The organism is Pseudolysinimonas yzui, assembly GCF_014653215.1.
Lineage (GTDB): Bacteria > Actinomycetota > Actinomycetes > Actinomycetales > Microbacteriaceae > Pseudolysinimonas_A > Pseudolysinimonas_A yzui.
In genome coordinates this window covers 45,224-70,248 of sequence record NZ_BNAI01000005.1, presented here as the reverse complement: position 1 = coordinate 70,248, position 25,025 = coordinate 45,224, and the positions used below count along the sequence as shown (strand labels likewise).

The window sequence follows — 25,025 nt, the reverse complement described above, 5'->3', positions numbered from 1 at the left end:
CCGGTGACCGTGGGCTGGACGCAGGCGGCGATGGCCGTCCAGGCCGTGCTGTCGTTGGGCACTCCCGTGCACCTCCGGATGGACATCGAGGGGCACGGCCCGCTGCTCATCGATTTCCGTCATCACGCATTCTCCTGGTCCACTCCCCTCGAGGATTTCCCGGTCGACGCCGTTCACACCGGATTGCAGACCGTTCCGACCAGCGCTGATGCTCCGCCGTACTTCGAGCTCCCCGGTCAGGACCTTGACGGGCTGCTGTGGCAGATGGGGATCAACGCCTTCGGTGGCGGGCCCGCGTTCTGGCTCTCGCCGGGCGAGCGCTACCGGCTCACCCGCTGGCCGAACCTGACGCGGCACTCGCATGACCTGCGCCACGTGCGGATGATCGCCGTCCTCGGCAACGCCTACGCCAGCACGACCGAGCTGGCCGCCTTCGCCGACGTCGAGGTCTCGGAGGCCCAGCGCTTGATCAACGCGCTCAGCCTCATGCGCATCCTGTCGCGGTCGGCGGCGGCTCCTGCCGCGACCATGGCACCTCAGGCCGTCGAGGCCAAACGCGACAGTCTCTTCGCCCGCCTCCGCAAGCGACTGGGGCGCTGACCGCATGGCCGAGCACGTCATCCTCTTCACCGGCCCGATGGGGGCAGGAAAGACCACCGCGATCCAGAGTCTGAGCGAGATCGACGTCGTCCGAACCGAGGCGAACAACTCCGAGCGGCACATCGTCGACAAGGCCACCACGACGGTGGCGCTCGACTACGGCGAGATCCTCGTCGGGTCCGAGGAGAAGGTTCGGCTCTACGGCATCCCGGGGCAGAAGCGATTCAACTTCATGTGGACCATCCTCAAGAAGCGTGCCAAGGGGATGATCCTGCTCGTCAACGCCGACGCCCCCGACCCGCTCGCGGAGCTGACCTTCTTCCTCGACGAGTTCCGCGTGCTCTACGACCGCGGCGGGGTCGTCATCGGAGTGACCCGCGCCGACGTGATGGCCGGCCCGACGCTGGCCGAGATCTACGAGGCCCTGGAGCGGACGAATCCGGGGCTCGTCATCCCGGTGTTCACGGTCGACCCGCGCGAGCGCGATCAGATGCAGAACCTTCTGCTGACACTCGTCGTCAACATCGAGATGCGGGCTGCGTTCGGCATGCCTTCGGTAGCGGGGTCACGATGAGCACGGGACTTCACCTGAAGCCCGACGTGGTGGAGGCCGCGTCGACGCTGCTCGGCGAGATGAAGGCGGCAGCGAGCTCGCTCAGCTACGCGGCGCTGTTGACCGACGACGGCTTCGACGTCGCCCGATACCCGGTCAAGTCCGACGGCGAGAGGTTCGCCGGCATGGCGAGCTCGATGCAGGCGCTCGGCGACGCCGTGGCCCACGAGTTGAGCATCGGGGACAGCGAGTACATCATCATCGCATCGGGCAAGGGTCACGTCGTTCAACTGCGGGTGCCGGGGCAAGAACTCGTGCTCTCGGCCCTCTTCGACAACGATGCGACGGTCGGGCACGCGCTCGCCGTCACCCGATCGTTCGCGCAGAAGGCAGCCGACCTGCTCGCCTAGTCGTCCCAGGGAGCCGCAGGAGCACCGCTGTTACCGTGGACGGCATGGCAGTCTTCTCCCCCGAAGTCGTCGCAGCGGTGCTGCATCACATGAACGACGACCACATCGACGACAACGTGCTCATCGTGCGGGCGTTCGCCGACCGCGAGGTGAGCGACGCGACGATGCACGACCTCGACGAGCACGGGGGCACCTGGCATTACGCCTTCGAGGGTGAGCAGCAGGAGCTGCACATCCCGTGGCCCGGCGCTCCGCTGAGCGAACGAGCCGAGATCCGTCGCGACATCGTCGCCCTCTACGACGCGGCGTGCGAGAAGCTCGGCGTCGAAGCCCGCCCCCACTGACGATGCGGGCGTTGTCGAGTTCGCCGAACCGCATTGTCGCGCTCGCGCTCGGCGTCGGGTTCGGCGGCTACGGCGTCTTCGCGGTGTTCACCGGCCGGCCGCTGCTCGCCGCCTTGTTCCTGATCGCCGCGGCAGGGCTCGTCGTCGCCGCCGTGCTCGGGATCGCGTCTGCCCGCCTGGCGAACATCATCGCGGGGACGGCGTGGCTGGTTCTCGGATACGCGGGGCTGTTCCTCGTCGGCACCGAGTTCAACGTCATGCGGCTCGGCGCCCTCAGCGAGGTCGCCCTCTTCGCGGCAGCCACCGTGCACCTCGCGGTCGGGCTCGGCGCACGCCGCGACGTGGCCGCGTGACGACGGGCGAGCGCACGTAGCGCCCGCCCGTCGTCGCTGCGGTCATCCGGTCACGGCTGGTACTGGAAGATGTACAACCCGCTGTCGCGGTCGGAGGCCAGCACGTACTTCTGACCGTCGGGGTGCTCGTGCACCTCGACGCCCCAGAAGTTGTTGCCATCGTCGTCGATGTAGTGCCCGACCTCCTCGAGACCGCCCGGTCCGTAGCTCAGCACCCGGAAGCCGGCGGCGTAGTACGAGATGTACGCGAGGTTCTCGCTCGGGTCCGTCGCCACCTCGTGCACCGAGAGATCGCCGAAGCCTTCCGCGTATGCGGCGTCCTGGCTCTCGGGCACGAAGTACTGGTCGACCTCGGTCATCGTGGCCGTGTCGTACAGGTGCACGTAGCCCCAGCCGTCGAAGACCGCCTTGATGTCGACATCCTGACCCGTCGTCCCGACGGCCGCCGAGATCGCCGTTCCTCCGGCGTCATCGCAGGTGTAGTCCGCCGGAACCGCGCCGGTCACGATCCGGAAGCCGTCGGTGCGCGACACGAACACGGCAGGGATGTCGGCCGTCACGAGCATCGACACGAGGGCCTCGCAGCCGTCGACACCGGTGCGGTTGAAGACGATCGCGCCCCCGTAGCCGGCCGCCTGTGCGTTCTGCACCTTGACGGTGAAGTCGCACACGCCGCGCTCGATCATCGCGATCGACGCGGTCGCGTCGGCCGCCGGGATCGTCGCCGCGTCGCAGCCCAGGCCCAGGAAGCGGGTGCCCCCGGTGAGGCTCGAGTCGGCGTCGATCGCCGGAACGTCGGATCCCTGCACCGCGGTGAACGCGGTGCCGTCTTCCATCGTCGCCGTCACCCGGTAGGGGTCGAAGTCCTCATCGGTCGCGATGAAGAACTCGTCGCCGAAGGTGAACTCGGCCTGGTGCGCGTTGCCCTCCGGGGTGACCGACTCGCCGAACTGGGCGCGAACGGGATCGACCGCGGCGAAGTCGGTGTCCGCGATGAACACCGGGTGGGCCGGGTCGTCGACGTTGAGCTTGGCGTAGCCGCCATCCCAATACGAGACGAGCATCGTCTGCACGCCGTCGATCTCCTTCACCACCATGTCGTGGAGGAAGACGGCGTCACCGTGCACCTCGCCGAGCGGCTGCGCCGTCTGCTCGTCGAGGGAGGTCTCGGAGATGAGAACGGGCTTCGACGGGTTGGTGATGTCGAGGATGTCGATGTCGGTCTCTTCGAGGTCGTCGACGAGAACCGCGTACGCCTGGTCACCGTCGGTCCACATCCGCACGGAGTGGGTCTCGTTCGACTTCGTCTGCGCCTTGCCCGCGACGCTGAAGTCGCCGAACCCCTCGACGAGCTTCTTCGGATGGGTGGGATCGGTGACGTCCACGAGGGTGATGCCCCCGACGCCCTTCGTCTCACCGGGGCAGATCTCGTTCTGGTAGGCGAGCACCTCGCCCGAGAACGACTCGGTCTCGAGGTGGATGACCTGCGAGCCTTCGCCGCTGAACGTTCCCCGGTGGCTGGGGATGAGGGTGACGAGCTCCGGTGCCGACGGATCGGTGATGTCGACGACGTAGACGCCGCCGCGAGCACACTCCGGTTCCCAGAACGCGGTGAGGTAGGCGTAGTTCCCGTACGCCGAGACGTCGGCGATGCGGCCGGGCTCCTCCATCCCTTCGAAGAGGTCGAGGTTGCCGATCTCGATGACGTTGGCGCTGGAGGCGGGGAGATGACCCTCGTCTCCGCCGTGCTGCGCGTCGTGCGTGTGCGTCTCTTTGCCGGAGTCCATGACCCCGTCGTCGACGTACTCGGTGTCGTCGTGCGCGAATGCGGGGCCGGCACTCAGCGCGAGCGCCATCCCCATGGCGAGGGCGATTGTTCCGATTTTTTTCGCGACCATCACGAGATGCTTCCTTTCAGGAGGTGTCTCGGGTCGACCTGCCGATTCAAACAGAGGCGCGCAGCGACCGCCAGTGGTGCGTGGCGAGAACGCACGCATCGTGCGTCTCACGCGGGATTCCGCCGCCGCGCCGGTCGGCGCTATGAGACACTAAGGGCGCCCTAAGCTCCGGAGGAATCGTGACCGTCATCCCCTTCTCGCAGGCTCTGCGCGAGCGCACCTGGTCGGGTCACGGCGAGAGCGAGAGCGCCGGCTTCATGCACGACCTCATGGCCGGAAAGGGCACGCGCGACGACTACGTCGCGCTCGTCGCACAGCACTACTTCGTGTACGAGGCACTCGAGTCGGCCGCCGAGCGGTTCGCCGGCGACCCCGAGGCGCAACCGTTCCTCAGCGACCAGCTCACCCGGATGCCGGCGCTTGAGACCGACCTCCAGTTTCTGCTGGGCGACGACTGGCGCGCGCAGATCGCGCCGTTGCCGACGACCGAGCGCTATGTCGCGCGCATCCGCGAGATCGAGGCCGACGGCTGGGCCGGTGGCTTCGTCGCCCACCACTACACCCGCTACCTCGGCGACCTGAGCGGCGGGCAGGCGATCGGTCGCCTCATGTCGCGTTACTTCGGGTTCGAGACCAACGGCATCCTCTTCTATCTGTTCGACCAGATCGCCGACCCGAAGGCGTTCAAGGAGACCTACCGCGAGCAGCTCGACGCCGCCTCCTGGGAGCCGAACGAACGCGAGCGGGTCATCGACGAGGTGCTCTACGCCTACCGGCTCAACACCGAGCTGTTCGACGACCTCAGCCGAGCCAAGGCCGCCGCGTAGCTCAGGCCTGAATCCCCGGGATCGCTTGCACGGTGGACATGAAACGCTGCACGGCGGGGTCGACGATGATGTCGCTCGGCCGCAGCGGGCGGGTGAGGTAGAGACCCTCGAGTTCGGTGATGCGCGACAGGGCCACGTAGGTCTGCCCCGGCGCGAACGAGCGCGGGCCGAGGTCGATGATCGCGCGATCGTAGGTCTTGCCTTGCGACTTGTGGATGGTGACCGCCCACGCCAGGCGCAACGGGAACTGGGTGAACTCGGCCACGACATCCTTGCGCAGCGTCTTCGTGACGGGTGAGTAGGAGTACTTGTAGCGCTCCCAGACGGCGGGCTGCACCTCGTGGCGTTCGCCGTCGACCTCGACGGTGACGGTGTCGGCGATCTTCACGACCTCGCCGATCGTGCCGTTCACCCAACGGCGGTCACCGCCGGTGTCGTTGCGCAGGAACATCACCTGCGCCCCGACCTTGAGTTCCAGCTTCTCGTCGGCGGGGTAGGCGCGGTTGCCGAAGTCGCCGGTGACGTCGGCAACCGCCGACAGCGCGCGACCGGGCAGCCGCCCGAGCCCCTGCGCATTGATGCGGTTGACGGTGGCGTTCGTCGTGGCGAGGGTGATCACCCCGTCGGTCGGGGCGGGACGGGCGCCCACCTCGTTGAGCCGGCCCGCCATCTCGGCGGTCACCTGCCCGTGCCGCACCGCGGTCAGCAGCTGCTTGAACTCGAGCTCGTGCTGGCGGTGGATGGTCGTGAGCTCGAAGATGCGCAGGTCGGCCTCATCCCACACCTTCGCGTCGAAGAACCACATCGAGCGGTAGTGGTCGGCGAAGTAGGCGCGCTCGTCGTTCTCACCCGGCACGGGGGCGAGTTGGTACGGGTCACCGAAGAGGATGATCTGCACCCCGCCGAATGCCTCGTGCGGGCGTTGCCGGGCTTGACGCAGCGAGCGGTCGATGGCATCCATCAGGTCGGCGTTCACCATCGACACCTCGTCGATCACCAGGGTGTCGATCGCGCTCAACAGCTTGCGCAGCTCGGGGGGCTGGTCGATGTCGTGGTCGGCGATGACCCCGATCGGCAGCCGGAACAGCGAGTGGATGGTCTGCCCGCCGACGTTGAGCGCCGCGACCCCGGTCGGGGCGCAGATCGCGAGGGTGTGCGACGAGTGCCAGGAGAGGTACTCGAGCAGCGTCGACTTGCCGGTTCCCGCGCGGCCGGTGACGAAGATGTGGTCCCGCGTGTTCTCGATCGCCGCGACCACCGCCTGCTGCTCGGGCGACAGCTCGGGAAGATCCACCGGCTCACTCTAGACCGCGAGGCGACGGCGACCCGGCGGTCGTGCTGCGTTCGTAGGATGCAAAGGTGCGACGCGCGGTGGTGGCCTGGGGTGTCGTCTTCGCCCTCGCCTTCGGGGTCGCCGCCGGGGCGGTGCTCGTGCTCAACGCCACGGTGTTCGGAGCCGCCGGATTCGTGCGCGTGTACCTCGAAGCCGTGGCTCGGGCCGACGCGGAGGGGGCGCTCGGGATGCCGGGGGTCGCCGTCGACCCGCAGCTGCGCGACGACCTTCTGGTCGACGACGCGCTTGCCGGGATCACCGACCTGCGCGACATCTCGGTCGTCGCCGGTGGCGGGGGCACCGAGGTCGTCACCGTCGCGTGGGCCGCGGGCGACACCGAGGCGGAGTCGAGCTTCACGGTCGAACGCGTCGGATCGCGATTCGGGCTGTTCCCGGAGTGGGCCTTCGCCGTGTCACCGGTCGCGATCCTCGAACTCTCCGTCGAGCACGACGCGCGGTTCGACGTCAACGGCGTCGCGGCCGAATCGGGCGTGGCCGCCGCCGACCCGGTGGGCTATGCGGTGCTCGTGCCCGGGGTCTACCGCGTCGACCACACCTCGACCTATCTCGAGGCGCGAGCCGTCGACGTCGTCGCCGACTCGGCATCCGTCTTCGACGCGACGCTCGACGTTCAGCCCGCCGACGCGCTGCTCGAGCAGATCACGATCGAGGTAGAGGCCCGACTCGCCGAGTGCGCGACCCAGGATGTGCTGTTCCCCACGGCGTGTCCGCTCGGCCGCGCCATCCCGAATCGGGTCGTCTCGACGCCCGAGTGGTCGATCGTCGAGTACCCCGAGCTCACCGTCGAGCCCGGCGTCGAGTTCGGCACCTGGCTCGTGGCCGCGGTGGACGGCGTCGCACACCTCACCGTCGACGTGCAGTCGCTGTTCGACGGCAGCGTGTCGACCCTCGACGAGGACGTGCCGTTCGCGGCGACCTACCTCGTGACGATCGAAGCCGACGACGCGACGCTGCGCATCCAGCCCTTGCTCTAGCCGATCGCTCTAGTCGCGCTTCGAGCGCGCCGCGAGCATCTCGTTGTACGCCGCAAGCTCGGCATCCCCGTCGCGGTCGGCCCTGCGGTCGCCGCGCTTCGCGTCACGCGCGTCACTGCGGTTCCACAGGATCGCGACGAGCACCGCCAGCACGACGGTCGGGATCTCGCCGACGCTCCACGCGATGCCGCCGGCCGCCTGCTGGTCCGCGAGCGGCGGCAGACCCCAAGTGCGCCCCATCGCGCCGTACCAGTCGGCGAGCAGCAGCCCGTGGCTCTCCACCAGCGAGAGCCCGAAGAACGCGTGCAGCGCCATCGTCGCGAGCAGCAGGATCAGCCGCAGCGGGTACGGCGCCCGCCCGGCGACCGGGTCGATGCCGACGATCGCCTGCGCGAACAGATACCCGGTCAACAGGAAGTGGATGATCATCCAGGTGTGACCGACGTGTTCCTCGGTCGCCCAACGGAAGATCGGCGTGTAGTAGAACACCCAGAGGGATGCCGCGAACAGCCCGCCGGCGACGAGCGGATGCGTGAGCACCGTCGCGTAGCGGGAGTGCACGAGCAGCATGATCCATTCGCGCGGCCCGCGGCTGTCGTCATCCCTCTTCTGGATCGTCCGCAGCGCCAGGGTGAGGGGCGCGCTCAGCACGAGCAGCACCGGGATCGCCATGCCGAGCAGCATGTGCCCGAGCATGTGCGCGCTGAACAGGTACTGCTCGTAGACGTTGAGCGGGCCGTTCGTCACCCAGAACAGCGCGAGCATTCCGGTGACCCAGAGCACCGAGCGGTGGATCGGCCAGCGGTCGCCGCGACGGTGCAGGCGCCACACGCCGGCGAGGTAGAAGAGGATGCCGAAGCCCACGACGAGCAGCCAGAGCAGATCGAGGTCCCACGCGGTGAGCCAGCGGTCGAGGGTGAACTCAGGGGGGAGCGGCTTGCCGGTGAGGATCTCGGCGGGGGTCAGCACGGTCTGTTCGGGAGTGACGTCGGGCACCGGCTTCGCCGTGCGAGCCAGGGCGGCGGCGACGCCCGACGCGATGCCCATCACCGCGAGCTCCGACGCGACGAGCAGCCAGAACCAGCGCGGGGCGGCGTTCGCCGCGACCTTCTTCACCAGGATGCGGCGCTGCAGGGCACCGAGCACCCCGAGAGCGACGAGGGCCGCGACCTTCGCGATCACCAGAGCGCCGTACGGGGAGAGCAGACTCGGCAGATCGCCGACCCGGATGCTCGCGCTCACGTAGCCCGACGCCGCGACGACGACGAAGCAGATGAGCGCGACCGTCGAGTAGCGCGGCAGCACCGCCGCGAGTCGCGCGGGGGAGAGCTTCGCCCGCAGCAGCACGAGCGTCACGAGTCCGCCGACCCACGCCGCCGCGCAGACGGTGTGCAGCCAGATCGCCGACACGGCGGCATCGTGACTGTCGGTGCCGGCGGCGTGACCGCCGTCTTCGGCGAGCGGGATGAGCCCGAGCACCGCCGGGATCGCGAGGATCGCGAGCACCGTGCGGTTGCGCACCGCGAAGCAGACGACCGTGAGCAGCGCCCCGACGAGCACGAAGATGAGCCAGGCGCGGCCGATCGGCACCTCGGTGAGGAACGTCGCGAGGTCTTGCCCGTACGCCTCATCGAAGCTGAGCCGGGACTGGTAGATGCTCGAGAAGGTCAGGAACGACGTGATCGCGCCGCCGACCGCCCACACCCCGGCACCGGCCGCGGCGACGTCGAGTGCCCGGCCGAACTCCGGCTCGGTCGCACTCAACGCGAACAGCGCCATCAGCAGCGCCCCGAGCGTCGTCGCCACCCCGAGGTTGGCGATCAGCTTCGCGATCGGCAAGCCCCAGAGCACGAGCGGGTCGCCCCCGGTGACGCCCCCTCCGGCCCCTCCGCCGACCGTCAGTCCGACGATCACGGCCGCGAACGCGGCGATCAGCAGGGCGGCGGGCCCGGCGATCCGGGTGAGGCGTGACACCCGACGAGCCTACGGCGCGCCCGACATCCGCGTTTTGCGTCGGGTCCCGCCAAGAAGTACGCGGACCGCGACGCAGAACGCGGATTCATCCCCGGGAACGACGAAGGGCGCCGACTACTCAGTCGACGCCCTTCGTTGAAGCCCTGGTTACTTGACGGCGGCCTTGAGCTTGCTGCCGGCCGAGATCTTGACTCCGGTGCTCGCGGCGATGTGAATCGACTCGCCGGTCGCGGGGTTGCGGCCCATGCGCGCTGCGCGCTGGGTCGGCTCGACGCTCAGCCATCCGGGGATGCTGACCTTCTTGCCGTCCTTGAGAGACGACGCCAGCACGGCGAACAGAGAGTCGACGACGGTTGCGACCGCGGCCTGGCCCTGGCCGGAGTCCGCGGCGATAGCGGCAACGAGGTCCGCCTTGTTGATCGAATCAGCCATTGTGTCCTCCTCGGACCTTGTGTGTTTCTGGTCGGGCCGGAGAGCACTCCCCCGGAACCGCCTTGAAACTAACAGCAAAGTTCAGCAATTCCGGGGATATCGGGGGCCGTGGCGCACATCCGCAGGAAACGCGAAGAACCCCGGTCCTGGGGAGGACCGGGGTTCTTCGTCGTGGTTTCGACACGCCCCGCTACGCGGGGCTGCTCAACCAGCGGGAGTTACCAGCTCGACTTGGTGATGCCGGGCAGTTCTCCGCGGTGCGCCATGTCGCGGAAGCGCACCCGGGAGATGCCGTAGCGGCTGAGGACACCACGCGGGCGGCCGTCGATCGAGTCGCGGTTGCGCAGGCGCACCGGCGACGCGTCGCGCGGCAGCTTCTGCAGGCCGAGGCGGGCGGCCTCGCGGCTCTCGTCGGTTCCGTTCGGGTCGACGAGCGCCTTCTTCAGCTCGAGCCGCTTGGCGGCCCAACGCTCGACGATGACGCGACGCTGGTCGTTCTTGGCGATCTTGCTCTTCTTGGCCATGGGTTACCGCTCCTCGCGGAATTCGACGTGCTTGCGGATGACCGGGTCGTACTTCTTGAGCACGATGCGGTCGGGGTCGTTGCGACGGTTCTTGCGCGTCACGTAGGTGTAACCGGTGCCGGCGGTCGACCGGAGCTTGATGATGGGACGCACGTCCTGCTGCTTGGCCATCAGATCTTCTCCCCACGGGCCAGGAGGTCCTGGACCACCGACTCGATGCCGCGCGCGTCGATCACCTTGATGCCCTTGGCGGACAGCGTGAGCGTGACGGTGCGCTTGAGCGACGGCACGTAGTACTTCTTCTTCTGCACGTTCGGGTCGAAGCGGCGCTTCGTGCGGCGGTGCGAGTGCGAGATGTTGTGTCCGAAACCGGGAACGGCTCCGGTCACCTGGCAGACGGCTGCCATGGTTCCTCCAAATTCGTGGCACCTCGCATCCGCGGACGCGAGCCACCGAGCTACCGTGAAGCGATCGCTTCACCCAAGGTCACTTGTCGGCATGTGAACCCTCGGGCCAAGGCCTGAGGGCACATACAAGAAGCCCCGTTTCCGGGACAACTTGTCGATACTACGTGAGGATGCCGCGCTCGGCAACGTGGGGAGCGGACCTCACGCGCAGCTTCCGACGAAGCCGAGCCGGTTGGGGGCCGCCAGGTAGGTGAGCGTGCCGCCGGAGAACTCCGCGTAGGCGCCGATGCGGTCCCACTCGTGCGCTTCCGGGTTGAGCACGTCGAACCCCAGGCGGTCGGGGTCTTCGTAGAGCACCATGAACTCGCCGATCGCCGCCTGGAAGCCCGACTGGGTGGCGCCGATCCGTTGGCCGGCGATCGTCTCGATCCCGATGCCGCCCGACGTGGTCGCTCCGGTGACGATGGCTTCGTAGGAACCGCTCGACCAGAGCGAGCCCGGCGACCGCAGCTGCAGACCGCCGAACGCGTAGCTCGTCGCGGCCGGGCACGGTCCCCCGCCGATCTCGGCGATGGGGGTCACGACGGGATCCTCGTCGAGCGCCTCGGCGATCTGGGCGACCGCGGTTGCGCCATCCATCTCGTAGCTCACCGACGCGAGGGTGGAGCCGTCGGTGCCGAACACCGAGAGCGTGGATGCCGTCATCACGACGACCGCGGCGGTCACGTCGACCTCTGCCGGTTCCGACGGCGCCGACGACGCGGTGGCGGTCGGTGTCGGCGTCGCGCTCGAGGAGGTCGTCGGCGACGGCGCGGGAGTCGTCGACCCGCAGCCGGTCACCCCGAGAAGGAGGAGCCCGGCGATGACCGTGGCGTGCATCGAGAGCTTCATGGTCGTCCGTTTCAGCAGTCGGCGAAGATCAGGTACGGGGTGTTGAACCCGACGAGGGTTCCCGAGTCGAATCGTGCGAGCGACCCGACCCAGTCGTATTCGGGCGCTTCCGGGTTCAGAATGTCGAAGCCGAACCAGGTGCTGGGTGCGAAGTCGAAGAGGTTCACCTCGTCGCCGACCGCGGCCTCGAAGGCGGCCCGGGTCGCCCCGATCCGCTGCCCGCCGACCGTCGAGATCGGCACCCCGCTCGCGGTCGCGGCCGAGGTGACCTCGACCTCCCACGGCCCGACGGTGCCGATGAAGCCGGGCGACCGCACGATCAGGCCGCCGTAGTCGTACATCGTCTGGTCAGAGTCGCACCCGGTGCCCTCGGCCGTCGTCGACGTCACGACCGGGTCGCCCAAGAGCTCGGTGAGCACCTCGACGACCAGGCCGACCTCACCGGTGTAGAGCGTGCCGAACAGTTGCAGGCCGTCGGCGGCGTAGACCGTGAGGCTCTCGCTGGTCACCACGACGCCGGCGGCGGGGGTGTCACCTTCGTCGTCGACATCCTGCGGGTGCGTCGGCGTCGCCTCGGGCGTTGCCGACACGACAGGACTCGGCGATTCGGTCGACGACTCCGCGGGCGCCGGAAAGCCACCGGCGCCGCACCCGGTCAGCGCGAGCAACGCGATGACGGCGAGGGGAGGAGCAATGGGCCGAAGGATCCTCATGTGGTCACGACGTCCCAACGGCTCAGACGGGTTGACAGCGGGTTGCGGTCATCCTGTCGTTCGCGAGCAGTTCGGGCAATAGCCGAAGACGTCGACGACGTGCTGGGGCCGGGTGAAGCCGTGCTGAGCGGCGACGGTCTGGGCCCAGTGCTCGACCTCGTCCGCGGCGATCTCCACCGTCGTGCCGCAGTTGCGGCAGATCAGGTGGTGGTGATGGATGCCGGGGGTGCACGCCCGGTAGAGGCTCTCGCCGTCCTGTTGCAGTGAGTCGGCCTCGCCCTCGGTGGCGAGGTCGGCGAGCGCGCGATACACGGTCGCGAGTCCGACCGTCGACCCGGCACCCTTGAGCGACGCGTGCAGCGACTGGGCGCTGACGAAGCCCACGGACTCGCCGAGCGCCTCACGCACGGCTTCGCGCTGCCAGGTGTTGCGCTTCACGCGGTCGCCACCTTCCTGCGGGTCGCTCGACCGCGCTGAGCCCGCTCGATGACGCGGCAGACCAAGTAGATCGCGAACGAGATCGTCGTGATGTACGGGCTGATCGGCAGGGAGCCGCCGAGGGCGAGCAGGATGCCGCCGACGGCCGAGACGAGCCCGAAGCCCATGCTCAGCAGCGGCACGACGAGCGGCGACGACGACACCCGGAGGGCGGCGGCGGCCGGGGTGACGAGCAGGGCGAGCACGAGCAGTGCCCCGATGATCTGCACCGACACCGCGACGGTGAGCCCGAGCAGCAGCATGAACAGCAGCGAGACCGTGCGCGTCGGCACCCCGCGTGCCTGAGCGACTTCGGGATCGACGCTGTCGAAGGCGAGCGGCCGCCAGATGACCAGCAACACGGCGAGCACGAACACCGCGATGCCGATCAGCAGACCCAGCTGGTCGAAATCGACGGCGATGATCTGGCCGGTCAGCAGACCGAACTTGTTGCCGCTGCGCCCGGGGTAGAGCGCAAGGAAGAGGATGCCGAGGCCGAGGCCGAACGGCATGAGCACGCCGATGATCGAGTTGCGATCCCGGGCCCGCGCACCGAGCAGCCCGATGAGGGCCGCCGCGATGAGCGACCCGACGAGGGATCCCGCGACGACGTTCGCCCCGAACAGCAGCGCCCCGGCGGCTCCGGCGAACGACAGCTCGCTGATGCCGTGTACCGCGAATGCCATGTCGCGCTGCATGACGAACACCCCGATGAGGCCCCCGACGATGCCGAGGATCGCGGCGGCGAGGATGGAGTTCTGCACGAGCGCGAGCAGGCGACCGTAGTTCTCGAACGAGAACATCTGGTCCCACAGGTCGTCGAGGGGCCCAGCGACGATGACGGGGATCACGGGGCGACCTCGGCGTGGTGAGCATGTTCGAGACCGCCGACGACGACGACCCGCCCGCCCGTGCGGATGACGTCGACGGGCGTTCCGTAGAGGTCGCTGAGAACGTCGCTGCGCAGCACCTCGTCGGGTGTCCCCTCGCGGAACCGGCCGTTCGCGAGATAGAGCACGCGGTCGACGAGTCCGAGCACCGGGTTGACGTCGTGGGTGACGAAGACGACCGCCGTGTCGTGTTCGCGGCGCCTCCGGTCCAGCAATTCGGCGACCCCCCGCTGGTTCTGCAGGTCGAGACTCAGCAGCGGCTCATCGCACAACAACAGCACCGGGTCACCGGCGAGGGCCTGAGCGACCCGCAGTCGCTGCTGCTCGCCGCCGGAGAGCCGGCCGATCGGCCGGTCGGCGTAGCCCGTCGCGCCGACCTCGGCGATGAGCTCCGCGGCACGCGCCCGGTCGGCGGCGCGGCTCACCGGAAGTCCGAAGCGGTGACCGTCGACCCCGAGGGCGACGAGATCCCGGCCCCGCAGCGGGGTGCCGGGCGGCAGGATCTTCTGCTGCGGCACATACCCGATGCGCCGGTCGCCGCCGCGGATCGGCTCTCCGAGCAGTCGCGCGGAGCCGGCATCCAGGCGCTGCATCCCGAGGATCGTGCGCAGCAGGCTCGTCTTGCCCGACCCGTTGGGGCCGAGCACGGCGAGGAACTCGCCCGGCTCGACCCGCAGGTTCAGGTCGTGCCAGAGCGTGCGGTCCCCGAAGCCGAGGGCGCCGTGTTCGATCTCGAGAATCAACTCAGAGCCGTGGCGACGGCCTCGAGGTTGTCCGTCATCCACGACAGGTAGTCTGCGCCATCCGGAAGGGTCTCGGTGAACGAGACCACCGGAACGCCGGCCGCCTCGGCTGCGGCACGCACCTCCTCGGTCTCGGCCCCGGCGGTCTGCTGGTTGTAGGCCAGCAGCCCGACCGACCCGGCGGTGAAGAGCTGCAGCGTCTCGTCGAGCACGAGCGGCGGCACGTCGGTGCCTTCCTCGATGGCTTCCGAGAACGCATCGGGGGTCGCGTTGTCGAGACCGAGCTCCGCGAGCAGGTAGAGCGGCACGGGTTCGGTGATCGCGACGCCGGTGCCTTCGACGGTCTCGTGCAGGTCGTGAGCCCGCTCCTCGAGCGTGCCGAGCTCGGCCGCGAAGGCCTCGTAGTTGGCCCGATAGGTCTCCGCGTTCGCGGCATCGAGGTCGCCGAGCTGCGCGGCGAGTTCCCCGGCGAGCGCGTCCATCGCCTCGAACGAGTACCAGACGTGCTCGTTGAAGCCTTCGATGTGGCCGTGCTCGTCGCCGGAATCGGGCTCGGCGTCGGCGGCCAGACCGGAGATCTCGACCGCGTCGAGCAGCACGAGCGCGTCGTTGCCCGACGCATCGAGCAGCGTGTCGATGAACGGGTCGTAGCCTCCGCCGTTGCGGATCACCAGGTCGGCGTCCGCGATCGCCAGCTGGTTCTGCGCGGACGCCTCGTAGCTGTGCGGGTCCTGCGCGGCGCTGGTGATGATGCTCGTCACCTCGACGTCATCCCCGGCGATCGTCTCGGCGATGTCGCCGTACACGTCGGTGGACGCGACGATCGAGAGTCGCCCGTCGTCGGCAGCGGGCGTGGCTGCGCAGCCGGCGAGTCCCCCGACGGCGAGAAGGGAGGCGGTGGCGAGGGCGGGGAGAGCGAGTCGAGGCACGGCGCTACCGTAGTCGGTAATGAGAATGGTTGTCAAAACGGTTCTCATTAGGGCGGGTCAGTCGAGCAGGAGGGCGGGCTCCTCGATGACCGACGCGAGGTCCGCCGTGAAGCGACTCGCGACATCCCCGTCGACCACGCGGTGATCGAACGCCGCCGACACCGTCGTGACCCATGCCGGCCGCACCTCGCCGTCAATGACCCACGGCTTCTGCTTGATCGCGCCGAGCGCGACGATGCCGACCTCGCCGGGGTTGAGGATCGGCGTGCCGGTGTCCATCCCGAACGATCCGAGGTTGGTGATCGTGATCGTGCCGTTCGCCATGTCGGCCGGGGTCGTCTTGCCGTCGCGCGCCGTGATCGTGAGCTGTTCGAGGCCCTGAGCCAGCTCGCGCAGGCTCAGGTTCTGCGCGTCCTTGACGTTCGGCACGATGAGGCCGCGCGGGGTCGCCGCCGCGATGCCGAGGTTGACGTAGTGGTGCACGATGATCTCTTTGTCGGTCCACGTCGAGTTCACCGTCGGGTTGCGGCGCACCGCCCAGATGACCGCCTTCGCCATCACCAGCAGCGGCGAGACGCGCACGCCGGCGAAGTCGGTCGACTCCTTGAGCCGCTTCACGAACTCCATCGTGCGGGTCGCGTTCACGTCGGTGAAGACGCTCACGTGCGGCGCGCTGAACGCGCTCGACACCATCGCCGACGCGATCGCCTTGCGCACCCCCTTCACCGGGATGCGCTCCTCGCGTTCCTGCGGCCACGCCGGGGTCTCGAAGTTGCGGAACACGCTCGCCTGCCCGGCCTGGCGCACGACGTCTTCGCGCACGATCTCGCCACCGAGGCCCGTGCCGGTGATCGTCGAGATGTCGACGTCGAGGTCTTTCGCGAGCTTGCGGATCGGCGGCTTCGCGATGATCGGCATCGGCGACGCGGAAGTCGTGCGTCGTCCGGCCGACGCGCGCGCGCCATCCGCGGTCGCCCCCTCGACGGTCGTCGCGACCGCCCCCGGGCGTCGCCGCCGCGTCGTCGTGTGCCCGCCCTTCGAGCCGTAGCCGACGAGCACCGCCCCGGGCTTCTCGGCCTCCTCCGCCTCCTCGGCCGCGGCCGACGCCTTCGGGTCGGCGACCTCGCCGACGACATCGCCTTCGCTGGGAGCCTGCAGCTCGATCGTTCCGCCGGATGACGCCACCCGGATGATCGGCGCCCCGACCTCGACGGTGGCGCCCTCCTCGAAGAGCAGCTCGGTCACGGTGCCGGCGAACGGCGAGGGCAGCTCGACGAGCGACTTGGCGGTCTCGATCTCGACGAGCACCTGGTTGACGGTGACGGTGTCGCCGGGTTTGACCTTCCAGGAGACGATCTCGGCCTCGGTCAGACCCTCACCGACATCCGGGAGCGGGAATTCTTGCGCCATCGAAAGTCACCTCCTAGTAGGCCAGCGCCCGGTCGACCGCTTCGAGCACGCGGTCGGCGTCGGGCAGGTACGCGGTCTCCAGCTTCGCGGGCGGGAACGGGGTGTCGAACCCGCTGACCCGCAGCACCGGCGCCTGGAGCGAGTAGAACGCGCGCTCGGCGATCGTCGCGGCGATCTCCGAGCCGACGCTCACGTTGCCCGGCGCCTCCTGGGCGACGACGAGCCGGCCGGTCTTCTGCACCGAGGTGAGGATCGGCGCGTAGTCGATCGGCGACAGCGATCGCAGGTCGATGACCTCGAGGCTCGTGCCCTCCTCGGCCGCGATCTCGGCGGCCTGCAGCAGCACCGTGACCATCGCCCCGTGACCGACGAGCGTCGCGTCGGTTCCGGTGCGCACGACCCGGCTGACGTGCAGCGGGGTCTCGGCGGCGGAGAGGTTCACCTCGCCCTTGGGCCAGTAGCGGCTCTTCGGCTCGAAGAACAGCACGGGGTCGTCGCTGGCGATGGCCTGCTGGATCATCCAGTAGGCATCGTGCGGAGTCGCCGGGCTCACGACGCGCAGACCGGCGGTGTGCGCGAAGTACGCCTCGGGGCTCTCCTGGTGGTGCTCGACCGCGCCGATGTGGCCGCCGTAGGGCACGCGGATGACGACGGGGAAACTCTGGTTGCCCTCGTTGCGGGCGGTGAGCTTCGCCAGCTGCGAGGTGATCTGGTCGAACCCGGGGTAGATGAACCCGTCGAACTGGATCTCACACACCGGCCGGTAGCCGCGCAGCGCGAGGCCGATCGCGGTGCCGATGATCCCCGACTCCGCGAGCGGGGTGTCGAGCACCCGGTTCTCGCCGAACTCGGCCTTGAGCCCCTCGGTCACCCGGAACACGCCGCCGAGGGTGCCGATGTCTTCACCCATCAGCAGCACCCGGTCGTTCGCGGCGAGCGCGGCGCGCAGACCCTCGTTGAGGGCCTTCGCCATCGTCAGCGTCTCGAGAGTCATTCCGTCACCTCGTCGAGCGAGGCCTCGTAGGCGGCGAGCCAGGCGCGCTGCTCGTCCATGAGCGGATGCGGATCCGAGTAGACGGCGAACATCTTGTCGGTCGGCGGCACCCCGAGCGCGAGCGTGCGCGTTCGGATGTCGGCGGCCAGATCTTCGGCCTCGGTCGCGACCTCGGCGAAGAACGCCTCGCTCTCACCCTTCGCCCGCAGGAACGTCTCGAAGCGCGAGATCGGGTCGCGTTCGCTCCAGAACTGCACGTCGTCGTGCTCGCGGTACTTCGTCGGGTCGTCGCTCGTGGTGTGCGCCCCCATGCGATAGGTGAGCGCCTCGATGAACTGCGGGCCCCCGCCGGCGCGGGCGGAGTCGAGCATCGTCGAACTCACGGCGTAGGAGGCGAGCACGTCGTTGCCGTCGATCTGCACCGACGGAACGCCGAAGCCGGTGCCGCGCAGGTAGAGCGGCGTGCGCGACTGGCGTTCGACCGGCACCGAGATCGCCCAGTGGTTGTTCTGCAGGAAGAACAGGATCGGCGCCTGGTAGCTGGCGGCGAACACGAAGGCCTCGCTGACATCCCCCTGGCTCGTGGCGCCGTCGCCGAAGTAGGCGACCACCGCGGCATCCGTCTCGGGGTTTCCCGTCGCGGTCGCGCCGTCGAAGGTGAGGCCCATCGCGTAGCCGGTGGCGTGCAGCGACTGCGAGCCGATGACGAGGGTGTACAGGTGGAAGTTGCCGGTCTGCGCCGGGTCCCAGCCGCCGTGGCTCAGGCCCCGCAACAGCTCGATGATGCGCATCGGGTCGAGGCCCCGGAGGCGTCCGACCGCGTGCTCGCGGTACGCGGGGAAGATGTGATCCTGCGCGCGGGCGGCGTAGCCCGACCCGACCTGCGCCGCCTCCTGCCCGAGGCTCGGAATCCACAACGCGAGCTGGCCCTGCCGCTGCAGGTTGCCGGCCTCGATGTCGAACCGGCGGGTGACGACCATCTGCCGGTGGAAGTCGCGCAGCTGCGCGTCGCTCAGCGCCGCGATCTTCGGCAGGTAGGGAGCCGTGACATCCGACTCGACGAGGGAGCCTTCCGGCGAGAGCAACTGGATCGTCGCCTCGGTGTAGGACATGGTGCCTACCCTAACCGGGCGATTTCGGCCGCCCGCGGGAGGGTCTGCACAATGCGCGCGGCAGAACGTAGGAGTCTGTCGACAGACTCCTCTTCGCCGATCGAGACGCGAATCCCTTCGCCGGCGAACACCCGGCCGACGATCCCGTCGGCTTCGAGCATCGCGGCGACCGCCGTGGTCTCCTCGCCGGTGGCGAGCCAGACGAAGTTGCCGTGCGGCTCGGGAACGGTCCATCCCGCCGCCGTGAGGCCGGCGAAGACCCGCGCCCGACGCTCGATGAGCTCGTCGACGACCGCGAGCAGCTCCGCCTCGACATCGAGTGCGGCGAGGGCGGCGCGTTGCGCCGGCTCGGTGACCGAGAGCGGAATCGCGGCGCTGCGCGCGGCATCCAGGATGTACGCCGGGCCCACCGCCCAGCCGACCCGCAGACCCGCGAGGCCGAACGCCTTGGAGAAGGTGCGGAGCACGACGAGGTTCGGGTAGGTGTCGAGCTCGGTCAGGCCGCTGACCGCGCGCTCGTCGGTGACGAACTCGGAGTACGCCTCGTCGAGGATGACGAGCACGGTCGGCGGAACCTTCGCCATGAACGCGGCGAACTCCGCGGCCGTGACCAGCGTGCTCGTGGGGTTGTTGGGCGTGCAGACGAGCACGACCCGGGTGCGGTCGGTGATCGCCGCCGCCATCGCATCGAGATCGTGCCGCCCACCCGGCAGGTTCGGAATCTGAACACTCGTGGCGCCGGCGACCGTGACGAGAAGGGGGTACGCCTCGAACGACCGCCACGGGTACACGATCTCGTCGCCGGGGCCCGCGGCGGCTTGCACGAGTTGATAGAGGATCGAGACCGACCCGGCGCCGACGTGCACCTGCTCGAGGGGCACGCCGACCCGTTCGGCCAGCCGGGTGCGCAGTTCCATTGCGGCCCCGTCGGGGTAGCGGTTGAACTGCGAATCGGCGATCGCGGCGTGGATCGCGGGATGCGTCGGGCTCGGGTTCTCGTTGCTGGAGAGCTTGAACGCTTCGGCAGCCGCCGCGCGACCTTGACGGTAGGGCGGAAGTGCGGCGATCTCCGGGCGGAGGGTCACGGCCATGCGGTCCAGCCTAGGGTCGCGGCGACCGGCTCCCATGCATGAAGATGGGGGCATGGGTCGCCTCATCCTCCGCCTCCTCATCAACGCGCTCGCGCTCTGGCTGACGGTGCTGATCCTCAGCCCGAACGTGTTCGTGCAGGCGTACAACGATCCGGAGCCCGGCGTGAGCGTCGAATTGGTCGTGACCTACCTGCTGGTGGCGCTGATCTTCGGCCTCGTCAACGGCATCATCGGCGGCATCATCCGCGTCGTCGCGTTCCCGCTCTACGTGCTGACGCTCGGCCTCATCTCGCTCATCGTCAACGGACTGCTGTTCCTGCTCGTCGCGTGGATCAGCAGCCTTCTCGGCTTCGGCCTGCAGGTGCCCGGCGGTTTCTGGTGGGGTGTGCTCGGCGCGATCGTGCTGGGCGTCATCAGCTGGCTCATCGGCATCGTGCTGCGGCCGTTCGTGAAGACCCAGGGGCGCCGCCGCTAGTCGCGCGTCGCGTGGTACATCATCACCGTCGCGTGGCCGCCGGGGCGCTCGAGGTAGTCGGCCGCGAAGGCGTCGAGGGTGCGGATCTGCTGCTGCACCGCTGACGACTCGGCCCTGTCGATCGCCGACGCCGTGCCCTCGTAGCCGGTGCGCTGGTGCGCGGGCGCCGCCTGAACCGTCGGGATGTCGACGCCCTCGCGGAACGCGCGACGCTCGACCTGCATCAGGTCGTGTTCGAACTGCGGCCCGGCGAGCGCCGGCACGAGGTCGTCGGTGTTGCGGATCGCCATCCCGGCGATGCCCGACGGCAGCGGGATGTTGCCGGCGGGCGCCCCGTGCGTCTCGAGGCCGACGACGTTCCAGTCGCCCGAGGCGGCCACCATCGTCGCGACCAGGCCCCCTTGCGAGAACCCGGTGAGCACCACCTCGTCGCCGGGCCGGATCCCCGCCTCGGCCATCGCCAGCTCGACCGCTCGGAACGACCCCGCCGACAGGCCGGCCACCCCGTAGGTGTTGCTGGTGGAGTCGAAGGGCTCCTGGTCGGCGTAGGGCGAGAAGGTCTCGGTCGGCCCGACAGAGACCGTGTAGCGCGGCGGCATCCCCTCGGCCTCGTACTTCTCGATGCGGATCTGGTCGCCTTCGGGGATGTTGTCGAGTCGCTCCCGCACGCCGGCGGGCGCGACATTCAGGGCCTGGGTCGACACTCGATCGACACTCACCGGCGTCTCGCGGAACATGCCGAGCATCGCCCCCATCGCCGCGACCGTGAGGGCCCCGGCGGCGACGCCGCCGTCGGGTGAGAGGTCGAGACCCGGAAGCGCGACGAGCCACGACGGCACCCCGATTCCGCCGAGCACGGCGTCGTCGATGCTGGTCGCGACGAGGGACACGAACCGCACGAACTCCGGGCTGGTGATCAGTTCGGGATGCGCGATCATGAAGTCGCGCACGGTGCCGAGTCGCCCGTCCGGTCCATCCGGAATGGCCGCCCAGCCGAGCAGCGCCCCGGCGATGAGCGCCCCCGGGCAGAACAGGATCAGGCGCATCAGCGCCCCGAACACCGCCGGGCCGACGGCGGCGGCGATCATCGCGGCGAGGTCGCGCTGCGCCCGTTCGATCGCGGCCTCGGTGCGGGTGTAGTCCTCGGCGATCCGCCCGAACGCGTCGCGGGCCCCCTCGCACCGCGCCCGCAGGCGCTCGAGCGCGGGGACGATCCCGTCGATCGGCATCCCGGTGGCGACGGAGTCGGCGATGATCACCCGGCGCACGTCCCCGTGCAGCGCCGCTTCGAGCGACCGCAGCCGGTCGGCGGAGGCGAGCAACGCATCCGTCGACACGACGACGGTGCCCGCCGGGGTCACCCGCAGCTGCCCGCCGAGATCGTCGGGGTCGCTCAGGGCAGGGTCGCTCATGACAGCAACGCGATGTTCAGGCGCAGCGTGCGCACGACGTCGTCGGTCTCCTCGGCCGCGGCCCGGAGCCCGGCTCGGAGGTCGGCGAGGAAAACCGTCGCCGCCTCGGCCGCCGGGCCGCGCCACTCGTCGGAGACGAGGGGGCTCTCGTCGACGGCCGCCGAGCGCAGGTGTTCGACGACCGGGGTGAGCAGAGCGAGTTGCCGCTCCAGGCCGGCACGGATCGCGGCGGGGTCGACGGGGGCGGGGCTCATGCCGTCATCCTGTGCGGCGCGGCGTCCCGACCGGCCGCCCGGCGGCCGGCATCCGCACGGTCGTTTCGTTCCGCCCCTGTGGAGGACGCGCGAATCGCGGGATGATGGGCGCATGGCACGCGTCCCCGTGGAACCGGGGCCGGTCTTCCGGATCTGCTTCGTCTGCACCGGCAACATCTGCCGATCGCCGATGGCGGAGGCGGTCTTCCGGCGGCTCATCACCGCGGGCGGATATGAGTCGCGGCTCGAGGTGAGCTCCGCGGCGACCGGAGACTGGCACGTCGGCGAGCGCGCCGACGCCCGCACGATCGCCGCACTCGCGACGCGCGGCTACGACGCGACCGGCCACCGGGCGCGGCAGTTCGACCCCGCCTGGTTCGCCGCCCTCGACCTCGTCGTCGTCTTCGACCGCGGTCAGGAACGCACTCTGCGAGAATGGGCAGGCGACGAGCATGCCGGCGCCAAAGTGCAGATGCTGTTGTCGTTCGACGAGTCGAGCGCCTCGGCGGAAGTCCCCGATCCGTACTATTCGGACGCGGTGCTCTTCGACTCCGTGCTCGCCACCATCGAGCGTGCGAGCGTCGCGCTGTTCCGTCAGCTTGAACCGGTCCTCCGACAGGGAGTCTCATGAGCCCGCTGCCCCCGCAACCGCTGAGCCCCCTCGACGGCCGATACCGCGCCGTCGTGGAAGAGCTCGGTGAGCACCTCTCCGAAGCGGGGCTCAACCGGGCGCGCGTGCGGGTCGAGGTCGAGTGGCTCGTCTTCCTCACCGAGCGCGGGCTGTTCGGCACGACCCCGCTCGAGGCCGAGCAGGTGCGCGAACTGCGGCACTTCGCCGCCGAGTTCGGCGCCGACGAGATCGACGAGCTGGCCCGCCTCGAGGCCACCACCCGCCACGACGTCAAAGCCGTCGAGTACCTGGTGCGCCGCCGGCTGAGCGATCTCGGGCTCAACCACATCGCCGAGCTCGTGCACTTCGCCTGCACCAGCGAAGACGTCAACAACCTCTCCTACGCCCTCACCGTGCACGCCGCCGTCACCGAGGTGTGGCTGCCGAAGCTGCGGGATGTCGTGGCCCGGCTGCGCGAGTTCGCGGTCGCCGAGCGCGCCACCCCGATGCTCGCCCGCACCCACGGTCAGCCGGCGACGCCGACGACCTTCGGCAAGGAGATCGCCGTCTTCGTGCACCGCCTCGAGCGGCAGATCGCCCGCATCGAGCGCATCGAGTACCTCGGCAAGTTCAGCGGGGCGACCGGCACCTTCTCGGCCCACCTCGCCGCCGACCCCGGAGCCGACTGGCCGGCGCTGTCGCGCGCGTTCGTCACGTCGCTCGGCCTCGACTGGAACCCACTCACCACCCAGATCGAGTCGCACGACTGGCAGGCCGAGCTGTACACCGCGCTCGCGCACGCCGGTCGCATCCTGCACAACCTCTGCACCGACGTGTGGACCTACATCTCGATCGGCTATCTCGCGCAGATCCCGCAGGCCGGCGCGACCGGCTCGTCGACGATGCCGCATAAGGTCAACCCGATCCGCTTCGAGAACGCGGAGGCGAACCTCGAACTCTCCGGGGCGCTCCTCGACTCGCTGGCCTCGACCCTGGTGACCAGCCGCCTGCAGCGCGACCTCACCGACTCGACGACTCAGCGCAACATCGGCGTCGCCCTCGGGCACTCCCTGCTCGCCCTCGACAACATCCGTCGCGGGCTCGACGAGGTCTCGGTGGCGCACGCCGTGCTGGCCGCCGACCTCGACACCAACTGGGAGGTGCTCGGCGAGGCGATCCAGACGGTCATCCGCGCCGAGGTCACCGCCGGACGCTCCTCGATCGCCGACCCCTACGCGCTGCTCAAGGAACTCACCCGCGGCAAGCGCATCACGGGCGACGACCTGCGGGCCTTCGTCGAGGGTCTCGACATCGGCGCCGACGCGAAGGCGCGGCTGCTCGCCCTCACCCCCGCCGGGTACACCGGCCTCGCCGACGATCTCGTCGACGCCCTCGACTGAGCCCGAGCGGGCTCGCTTCCCCTCATCCGCCAATTTCCGGGCTGCGCGGCCGGAAATCGGTGACAACTGTGACGGATGAGTCGCGCGTCAGTGCGCGGACGGCCCGTCGCCGGGAGGCTCGGGCTTCGAGATCGCGAGCAGCAGCGTCGCGCACACGACGACCGAGACGACGAACGCGGCGCCGAAGAACTCCACGGCGAGCAGCAGGTTGCGGGTCGAGAACAGCACCCCGACCCCGACGAACGCCGCGAGCACGGCGGCGAGGCCGAGCACCTCGGCGGGGCGGGCACGCTCCCGCCAGGTGGGGCGGCGACCGGTCGGCTCGCTCATGACGCGACGACCTGGTCGCGCGCGGCGGGCGCGGTACGGGCGGTGCGCACGGTGACCGCCGAGATCGCCTGCAGCACCCCGACGAGGATCGCCCACACGCCGATCACCCCGATGAGGATGACCGACGAGGTCAGCGTTCCCGACGCCCCCCGCTCACCGGCGAAGGTCTGCACGATGTCGGGCGGCAGCAGCAGGGCGACCAGGCCGAGCGCGAGCGTGAGCGCGCCGGTGATGATCCAGTCCCGGGCCAGCGGTGAGAGTCTCCGGGCGAGGATGCCGCTGACGCCTTCGAGCAGTCCCGCGACGACCGCCCAGGCGCCCACGAGGTACCCCAGGAACGTCACCCCTCCGCCGGGGACGGCGAGCGCCACGACTCCGGCGGCGACGGTCGCGACACCCTGCGCGAGGAATCCCGCCCGCATCCGGCCGGCGTAGGCGCCGAAGAGCGACGCCCCGACCAGCACGACGCCGCCGAGCAGCGCGAAGACGCCGAAGGTCACCAGTCCGAAGACGGGCGTGTGCTCGAGGGTCAGCGTGATCGTGATCCCGAGGGCGAGGGCGAGGATGCCGCGGGCGAGTTGAGCGATCCAGGCGGCTACCACGCGCATCAGTCTACGTGCGGGGTAGCTGCGGTGCCGTCGGCC

Annotated in this window: 31 protein-coding genes; 10 read left to right on the top strand and 21 right to left on the bottom strand. The window is 69.5% G+C overall.

What is annotated here, in order from left to right; genetic code table 11:
• Positions 1-3 precede the first annotated feature (3 nt).
• From IE173_RS11800 to IE173_RS11780, 5 genes are read left to right on the top strand one after another with little or no spacing between them, the layout of a single operon-like run.
• Positions 4-600: a hypothetical protein gene (locus IE173_RS11800; protein ID WP_191283699.1), complete on the top strand. Its 597-nt coding sequence runs from the start codon at positions 4-6 to the stop codon at positions 598-600.
• A gap of 4 nt (positions 601-604) precedes the next feature.
• Entirely contained in the window at positions 605-1,174 is a 570-nt protein-coding gene (locus tag IE173_RS11795; protein WP_191283698.1) for a GTP-binding protein, read from the top strand.
• The gene (locus tag IE173_RS11790) at positions 1,171-1,563 is read left to right on the top strand and encodes a roadblock/LC7 domain-containing protein (protein ID WP_191283697.1); all 393 of its coding nucleotides are present in this window, start codon (positions 1,171-1,173) and stop codon (positions 1,561-1,563) included. The genes IE173_RS11795 and IE173_RS11790 overlap by 4 nt, the downstream gene beginning before the upstream one ends.
• A gap of 44 nt (positions 1,564-1,607) precedes the next feature.
• Positions 1,608-1,907 carry a DUF2470 domain-containing protein gene (locus IE173_RS11785; protein ID WP_191283696.1) on the top strand — a complete coding sequence of 100 codons (300 nt, stop codon included), beginning with the start codon at positions 1,608-1,610 and terminating at the stop codon, positions 1,905-1,907.
• Between the two features lie 11 nt (positions 1,908-1,918).
• On the top strand, positions 1,919-2,260 hold the full coding sequence (locus tag IE173_RS11780) for a DUF4383 domain-containing protein (RefSeq protein WP_191283695.1): 342 nt from the start codon (positions 1,919-1,921) through the stop codon (positions 2,258-2,260).
• 50 nt (positions 2,261-2,310) lie between these two features.
• Here IE173_RS11780 and IE173_RS11775 read toward each other — a convergent pair whose 3' ends face one another.
• Positions 2,311-4,158, bottom strand: coding sequence for a PA domain-containing protein (locus IE173_RS11775; protein ID WP_191283694.1), 1,848 nt, complete (start codon positions 4,156-4,158; stop codon positions 2,311-2,313).
• Positions 4,159-4,334: 176 nt separating this feature from the next.
• On the opposite strand from IE173_RS11775, the gene IE173_RS11770 reads away from it, so the two are divergent.
• On the top strand, positions 4,335-4,985 hold the full coding sequence (locus tag IE173_RS11770) for a biliverdin-producing heme oxygenase (RefSeq protein WP_191283798.1): 651 nt from the start codon (positions 4,335-4,337) through the stop codon (positions 4,983-4,985).
• A 1-nt stretch (position 4,986) separates the two neighbouring features.
• On the opposite strand, the gene IE173_RS11765 is transcribed toward IE173_RS11770, so the two are convergent.
• Positions 4,987-6,279, bottom strand: coding sequence for an ATP-dependent DNA helicase (locus IE173_RS11765; protein WP_191283693.1), 1,293 nt, complete (start codon positions 6,277-6,279; stop codon positions 4,987-4,989).
• A gap of 65 nt (positions 6,280-6,344) precedes the next feature.
• Between IE173_RS11765 and IE173_RS11760 the strand changes: the two genes are divergently transcribed.
• A complete protein-coding gene (locus tag IE173_RS11760; protein WP_191283692.1) occupies positions 6,345-7,313 on the top strand; it encodes a hypothetical protein in 969 nt (322 codons plus the stop codon).
• A gap of 9 nt (positions 7,314-7,322) precedes the next feature.
• On the opposite strand, the gene IE173_RS11755 is transcribed toward IE173_RS11760, so the two are convergent.
• From IE173_RS11755 to IE173_RS11690, 15 genes are all read right to left on the bottom strand, one after another.
• Positions 7,323-9,287: a cytochrome c oxidase assembly protein gene (locus IE173_RS11755; RefSeq protein ID WP_191283691.1), complete on the bottom strand. Its 1,965-nt coding sequence runs from the start codon at positions 9,285-9,287 to the stop codon at positions 7,323-7,325.
• 147 nt (positions 9,288-9,434) lie between these two features.
• Complete coding sequence (locus IE173_RS11750; RefSeq protein ID WP_191283690.1) at positions 9,435-9,719, bottom strand: HU family DNA-binding protein; 285 nt, start codon at positions 9,717-9,719, stop codon at positions 9,435-9,437.
• A 218-nt stretch (positions 9,720-9,937) separates the two neighbouring features.
• Positions 9,938-10,243 carry a 30S ribosomal protein S14 gene (gene rpsN, locus IE173_RS11745; protein ID WP_191283689.1) on the bottom strand — a complete coding sequence of 102 codons (306 nt, stop codon included), beginning with the start codon at positions 10,241-10,243 and terminating at the stop codon, positions 9,938-9,940.
• Positions 10,244-10,246: 3 nt separating this feature from the next.
• Positions 10,247-10,414, bottom strand: a complete 168-nt coding sequence (gene rpmG / locus IE173_RS11740; protein ID WP_191283688.1) for a 50S ribosomal protein L33 — start codon at positions 10,412-10,414, stop codon at positions 10,247-10,249.
• The gene (gene rpmB / locus IE173_RS11735; RefSeq protein ID WP_191283687.1) at positions 10,414-10,650 is read right to left on the bottom strand and encodes a 50S ribosomal protein L28; all 237 of its coding nucleotides are present in this window, start codon (positions 10,648-10,650) and stop codon (positions 10,414-10,416) included. Before rpmB ends, rpmG begins: the two co-directional genes overlap by 1 nt.
• A gap of 201 nt (positions 10,651-10,851) precedes the next feature.
• Positions 10,852-11,541 carry a hypothetical protein gene (locus tag IE173_RS11730; RefSeq protein WP_191283686.1) on the bottom strand — a complete coding sequence of 230 codons (690 nt, stop codon included), beginning with the start codon at positions 11,539-11,541 and terminating at the stop codon, positions 10,852-10,854.
• Between the two features lie 11 nt (positions 11,542-11,552).
• Positions 11,553-12,254 carry a hypothetical protein gene (locus IE173_RS11725; protein WP_191283685.1) on the bottom strand — a complete coding sequence of 234 codons (702 nt, stop codon included), beginning with the start codon at positions 12,252-12,254 and terminating at the stop codon, positions 11,553-11,555.
• 48 nt (positions 12,255-12,302) lie between these two features.
• On the bottom strand, positions 12,303-12,692 hold the full coding sequence (locus IE173_RS15520) for a Fur family transcriptional regulator (RefSeq protein ID WP_229842069.1): 390 nt from the start codon (positions 12,690-12,692) through the stop codon (positions 12,303-12,305).
• The gene (locus tag IE173_RS15515) at positions 12,689-13,534 is read right to left on the bottom strand and encodes a metal ABC transporter permease (RefSeq protein ID WP_229842083.1); all 846 of its coding nucleotides are present in this window, start codon (positions 13,532-13,534) and stop codon (positions 12,689-12,691) included. Before IE173_RS15515 ends, IE173_RS15520 begins: the two co-directional genes overlap by 4 nt.
• A gap of 44 nt (positions 13,535-13,578) precedes the next feature.
• Complete coding sequence (locus IE173_RS11715; RefSeq protein ID WP_229842068.1) at positions 13,579-14,364, bottom strand: metal ABC transporter ATP-binding protein; 786 nt, start codon at positions 14,362-14,364, stop codon at positions 13,579-13,581.
• Positions 14,361-15,293, bottom strand: a complete 933-nt coding sequence (locus tag IE173_RS11710; protein WP_229842067.1) for a metal ABC transporter solute-binding protein, Zn/Mn family — start codon at positions 15,291-15,293, stop codon at positions 14,361-14,363. The genes IE173_RS11715 and IE173_RS11710 overlap by 4 nt, the downstream gene beginning before the upstream one ends.
• Before the next feature lie 57 nt (positions 15,294-15,350).
• Positions 15,351-16,703: a dihydrolipoamide acetyltransferase family protein gene (locus IE173_RS11705; protein WP_191283682.1), complete on the bottom strand. Its 1,353-nt coding sequence runs from the start codon at positions 16,701-16,703 to the stop codon at positions 15,351-15,353.
• Between the two features lie 13 nt (positions 16,704-16,716).
• Entirely contained in the window at positions 16,717-17,697 is a 981-nt protein-coding gene (locus IE173_RS11700; protein WP_191283681.1) for an alpha-ketoacid dehydrogenase subunit beta, read from the bottom strand.
• The gene (locus tag IE173_RS11695) at positions 17,694-18,809 is read right to left on the bottom strand and encodes a thiamine pyrophosphate-dependent dehydrogenase E1 component subunit alpha (protein WP_191283680.1); all 1,116 of its coding nucleotides are present in this window, start codon (positions 18,807-18,809) and stop codon (positions 17,694-17,696) included. The genes IE173_RS11700 and IE173_RS11695 overlap by 4 nt, the downstream gene beginning before the upstream one ends.
• 5 nt (positions 18,810-18,814) lie before the next feature.
• Entirely contained in the window at positions 18,815-19,900 is a 1,086-nt protein-coding gene (locus IE173_RS11690) for a histidinol-phosphate transaminase (RefSeq protein ID WP_191283679.1), read from the bottom strand.
• Between the two features lie 52 nt (positions 19,901-19,952).
• Between IE173_RS11690 and IE173_RS11685 the strand changes: the two genes are divergently transcribed.
• Entirely contained in the window at positions 19,953-20,375 is a 423-nt protein-coding gene (locus tag IE173_RS11685; RefSeq protein ID WP_191283678.1) for a phage holin family protein, read from the top strand.
• Here the strand turns inward: IE173_RS11685 and IE173_RS11680 are convergent.
• On the bottom strand, positions 20,372-21,787 hold the full coding sequence (locus IE173_RS11680; RefSeq protein ID WP_191283677.1) for a hypothetical protein: 1,416 nt from the start codon (positions 21,785-21,787) through the stop codon (positions 20,372-20,374). The two genes, IE173_RS11685 and IE173_RS11680, sit on opposite strands and share 4 nt — an antisense overlap.
• On the bottom strand, positions 21,784-22,041 hold the full coding sequence (locus IE173_RS11675; protein ID WP_191283676.1) for a hypothetical protein: 258 nt from the start codon (positions 22,039-22,041) through the stop codon (positions 21,784-21,786). Before IE173_RS11675 ends, IE173_RS11680 begins: the two co-directional genes overlap by 4 nt.
• A 112-nt stretch (positions 22,042-22,153) precedes the next feature.
• Here IE173_RS11675 and IE173_RS11670 point away from each other — a divergent pair, with 112 nt between their 5' ends.
• Complete coding sequence (locus IE173_RS11670) at positions 22,154-22,672, top strand: low molecular weight protein-tyrosine-phosphatase (protein ID WP_191283675.1); 519 nt, start codon at positions 22,154-22,156, stop codon at positions 22,670-22,672.
• Positions 22,669-24,051 (top strand): adenylosuccinate lyase, encoded by a 1,383-nt coding sequence (gene purB, locus IE173_RS11665; protein ID WP_191283674.1) that lies wholly within the window; start codon positions 22,669-22,671, stop codon positions 24,049-24,051. The genes IE173_RS11670 and purB overlap by 4 nt, the downstream gene beginning before the upstream one ends.
• A gap of 87 nt (positions 24,052-24,138) precedes the next feature.
• Here purB and IE173_RS11660 read toward each other — a convergent pair whose 3' ends face one another.
• Together IE173_RS11660 and IE173_RS11655 are read right to left on the bottom strand one after the other, a co-directional pair.
• The gene (locus IE173_RS11660; RefSeq protein ID WP_191283673.1) at positions 24,139-24,381 is read right to left on the bottom strand and encodes a hypothetical protein; all 243 of its coding nucleotides are present in this window, start codon (positions 24,379-24,381) and stop codon (positions 24,139-24,141) included.
• Positions 24,378-24,983 (bottom strand): DUF308 domain-containing protein, encoded by a 606-nt coding sequence (locus IE173_RS11655; protein WP_191283672.1) that lies wholly within the window; start codon positions 24,981-24,983, stop codon positions 24,378-24,380. The genes IE173_RS11660 and IE173_RS11655 overlap by 4 nt, the downstream gene beginning before the upstream one ends.
• Positions 24,984-25,025: the final 42 nt, after the last annotated feature.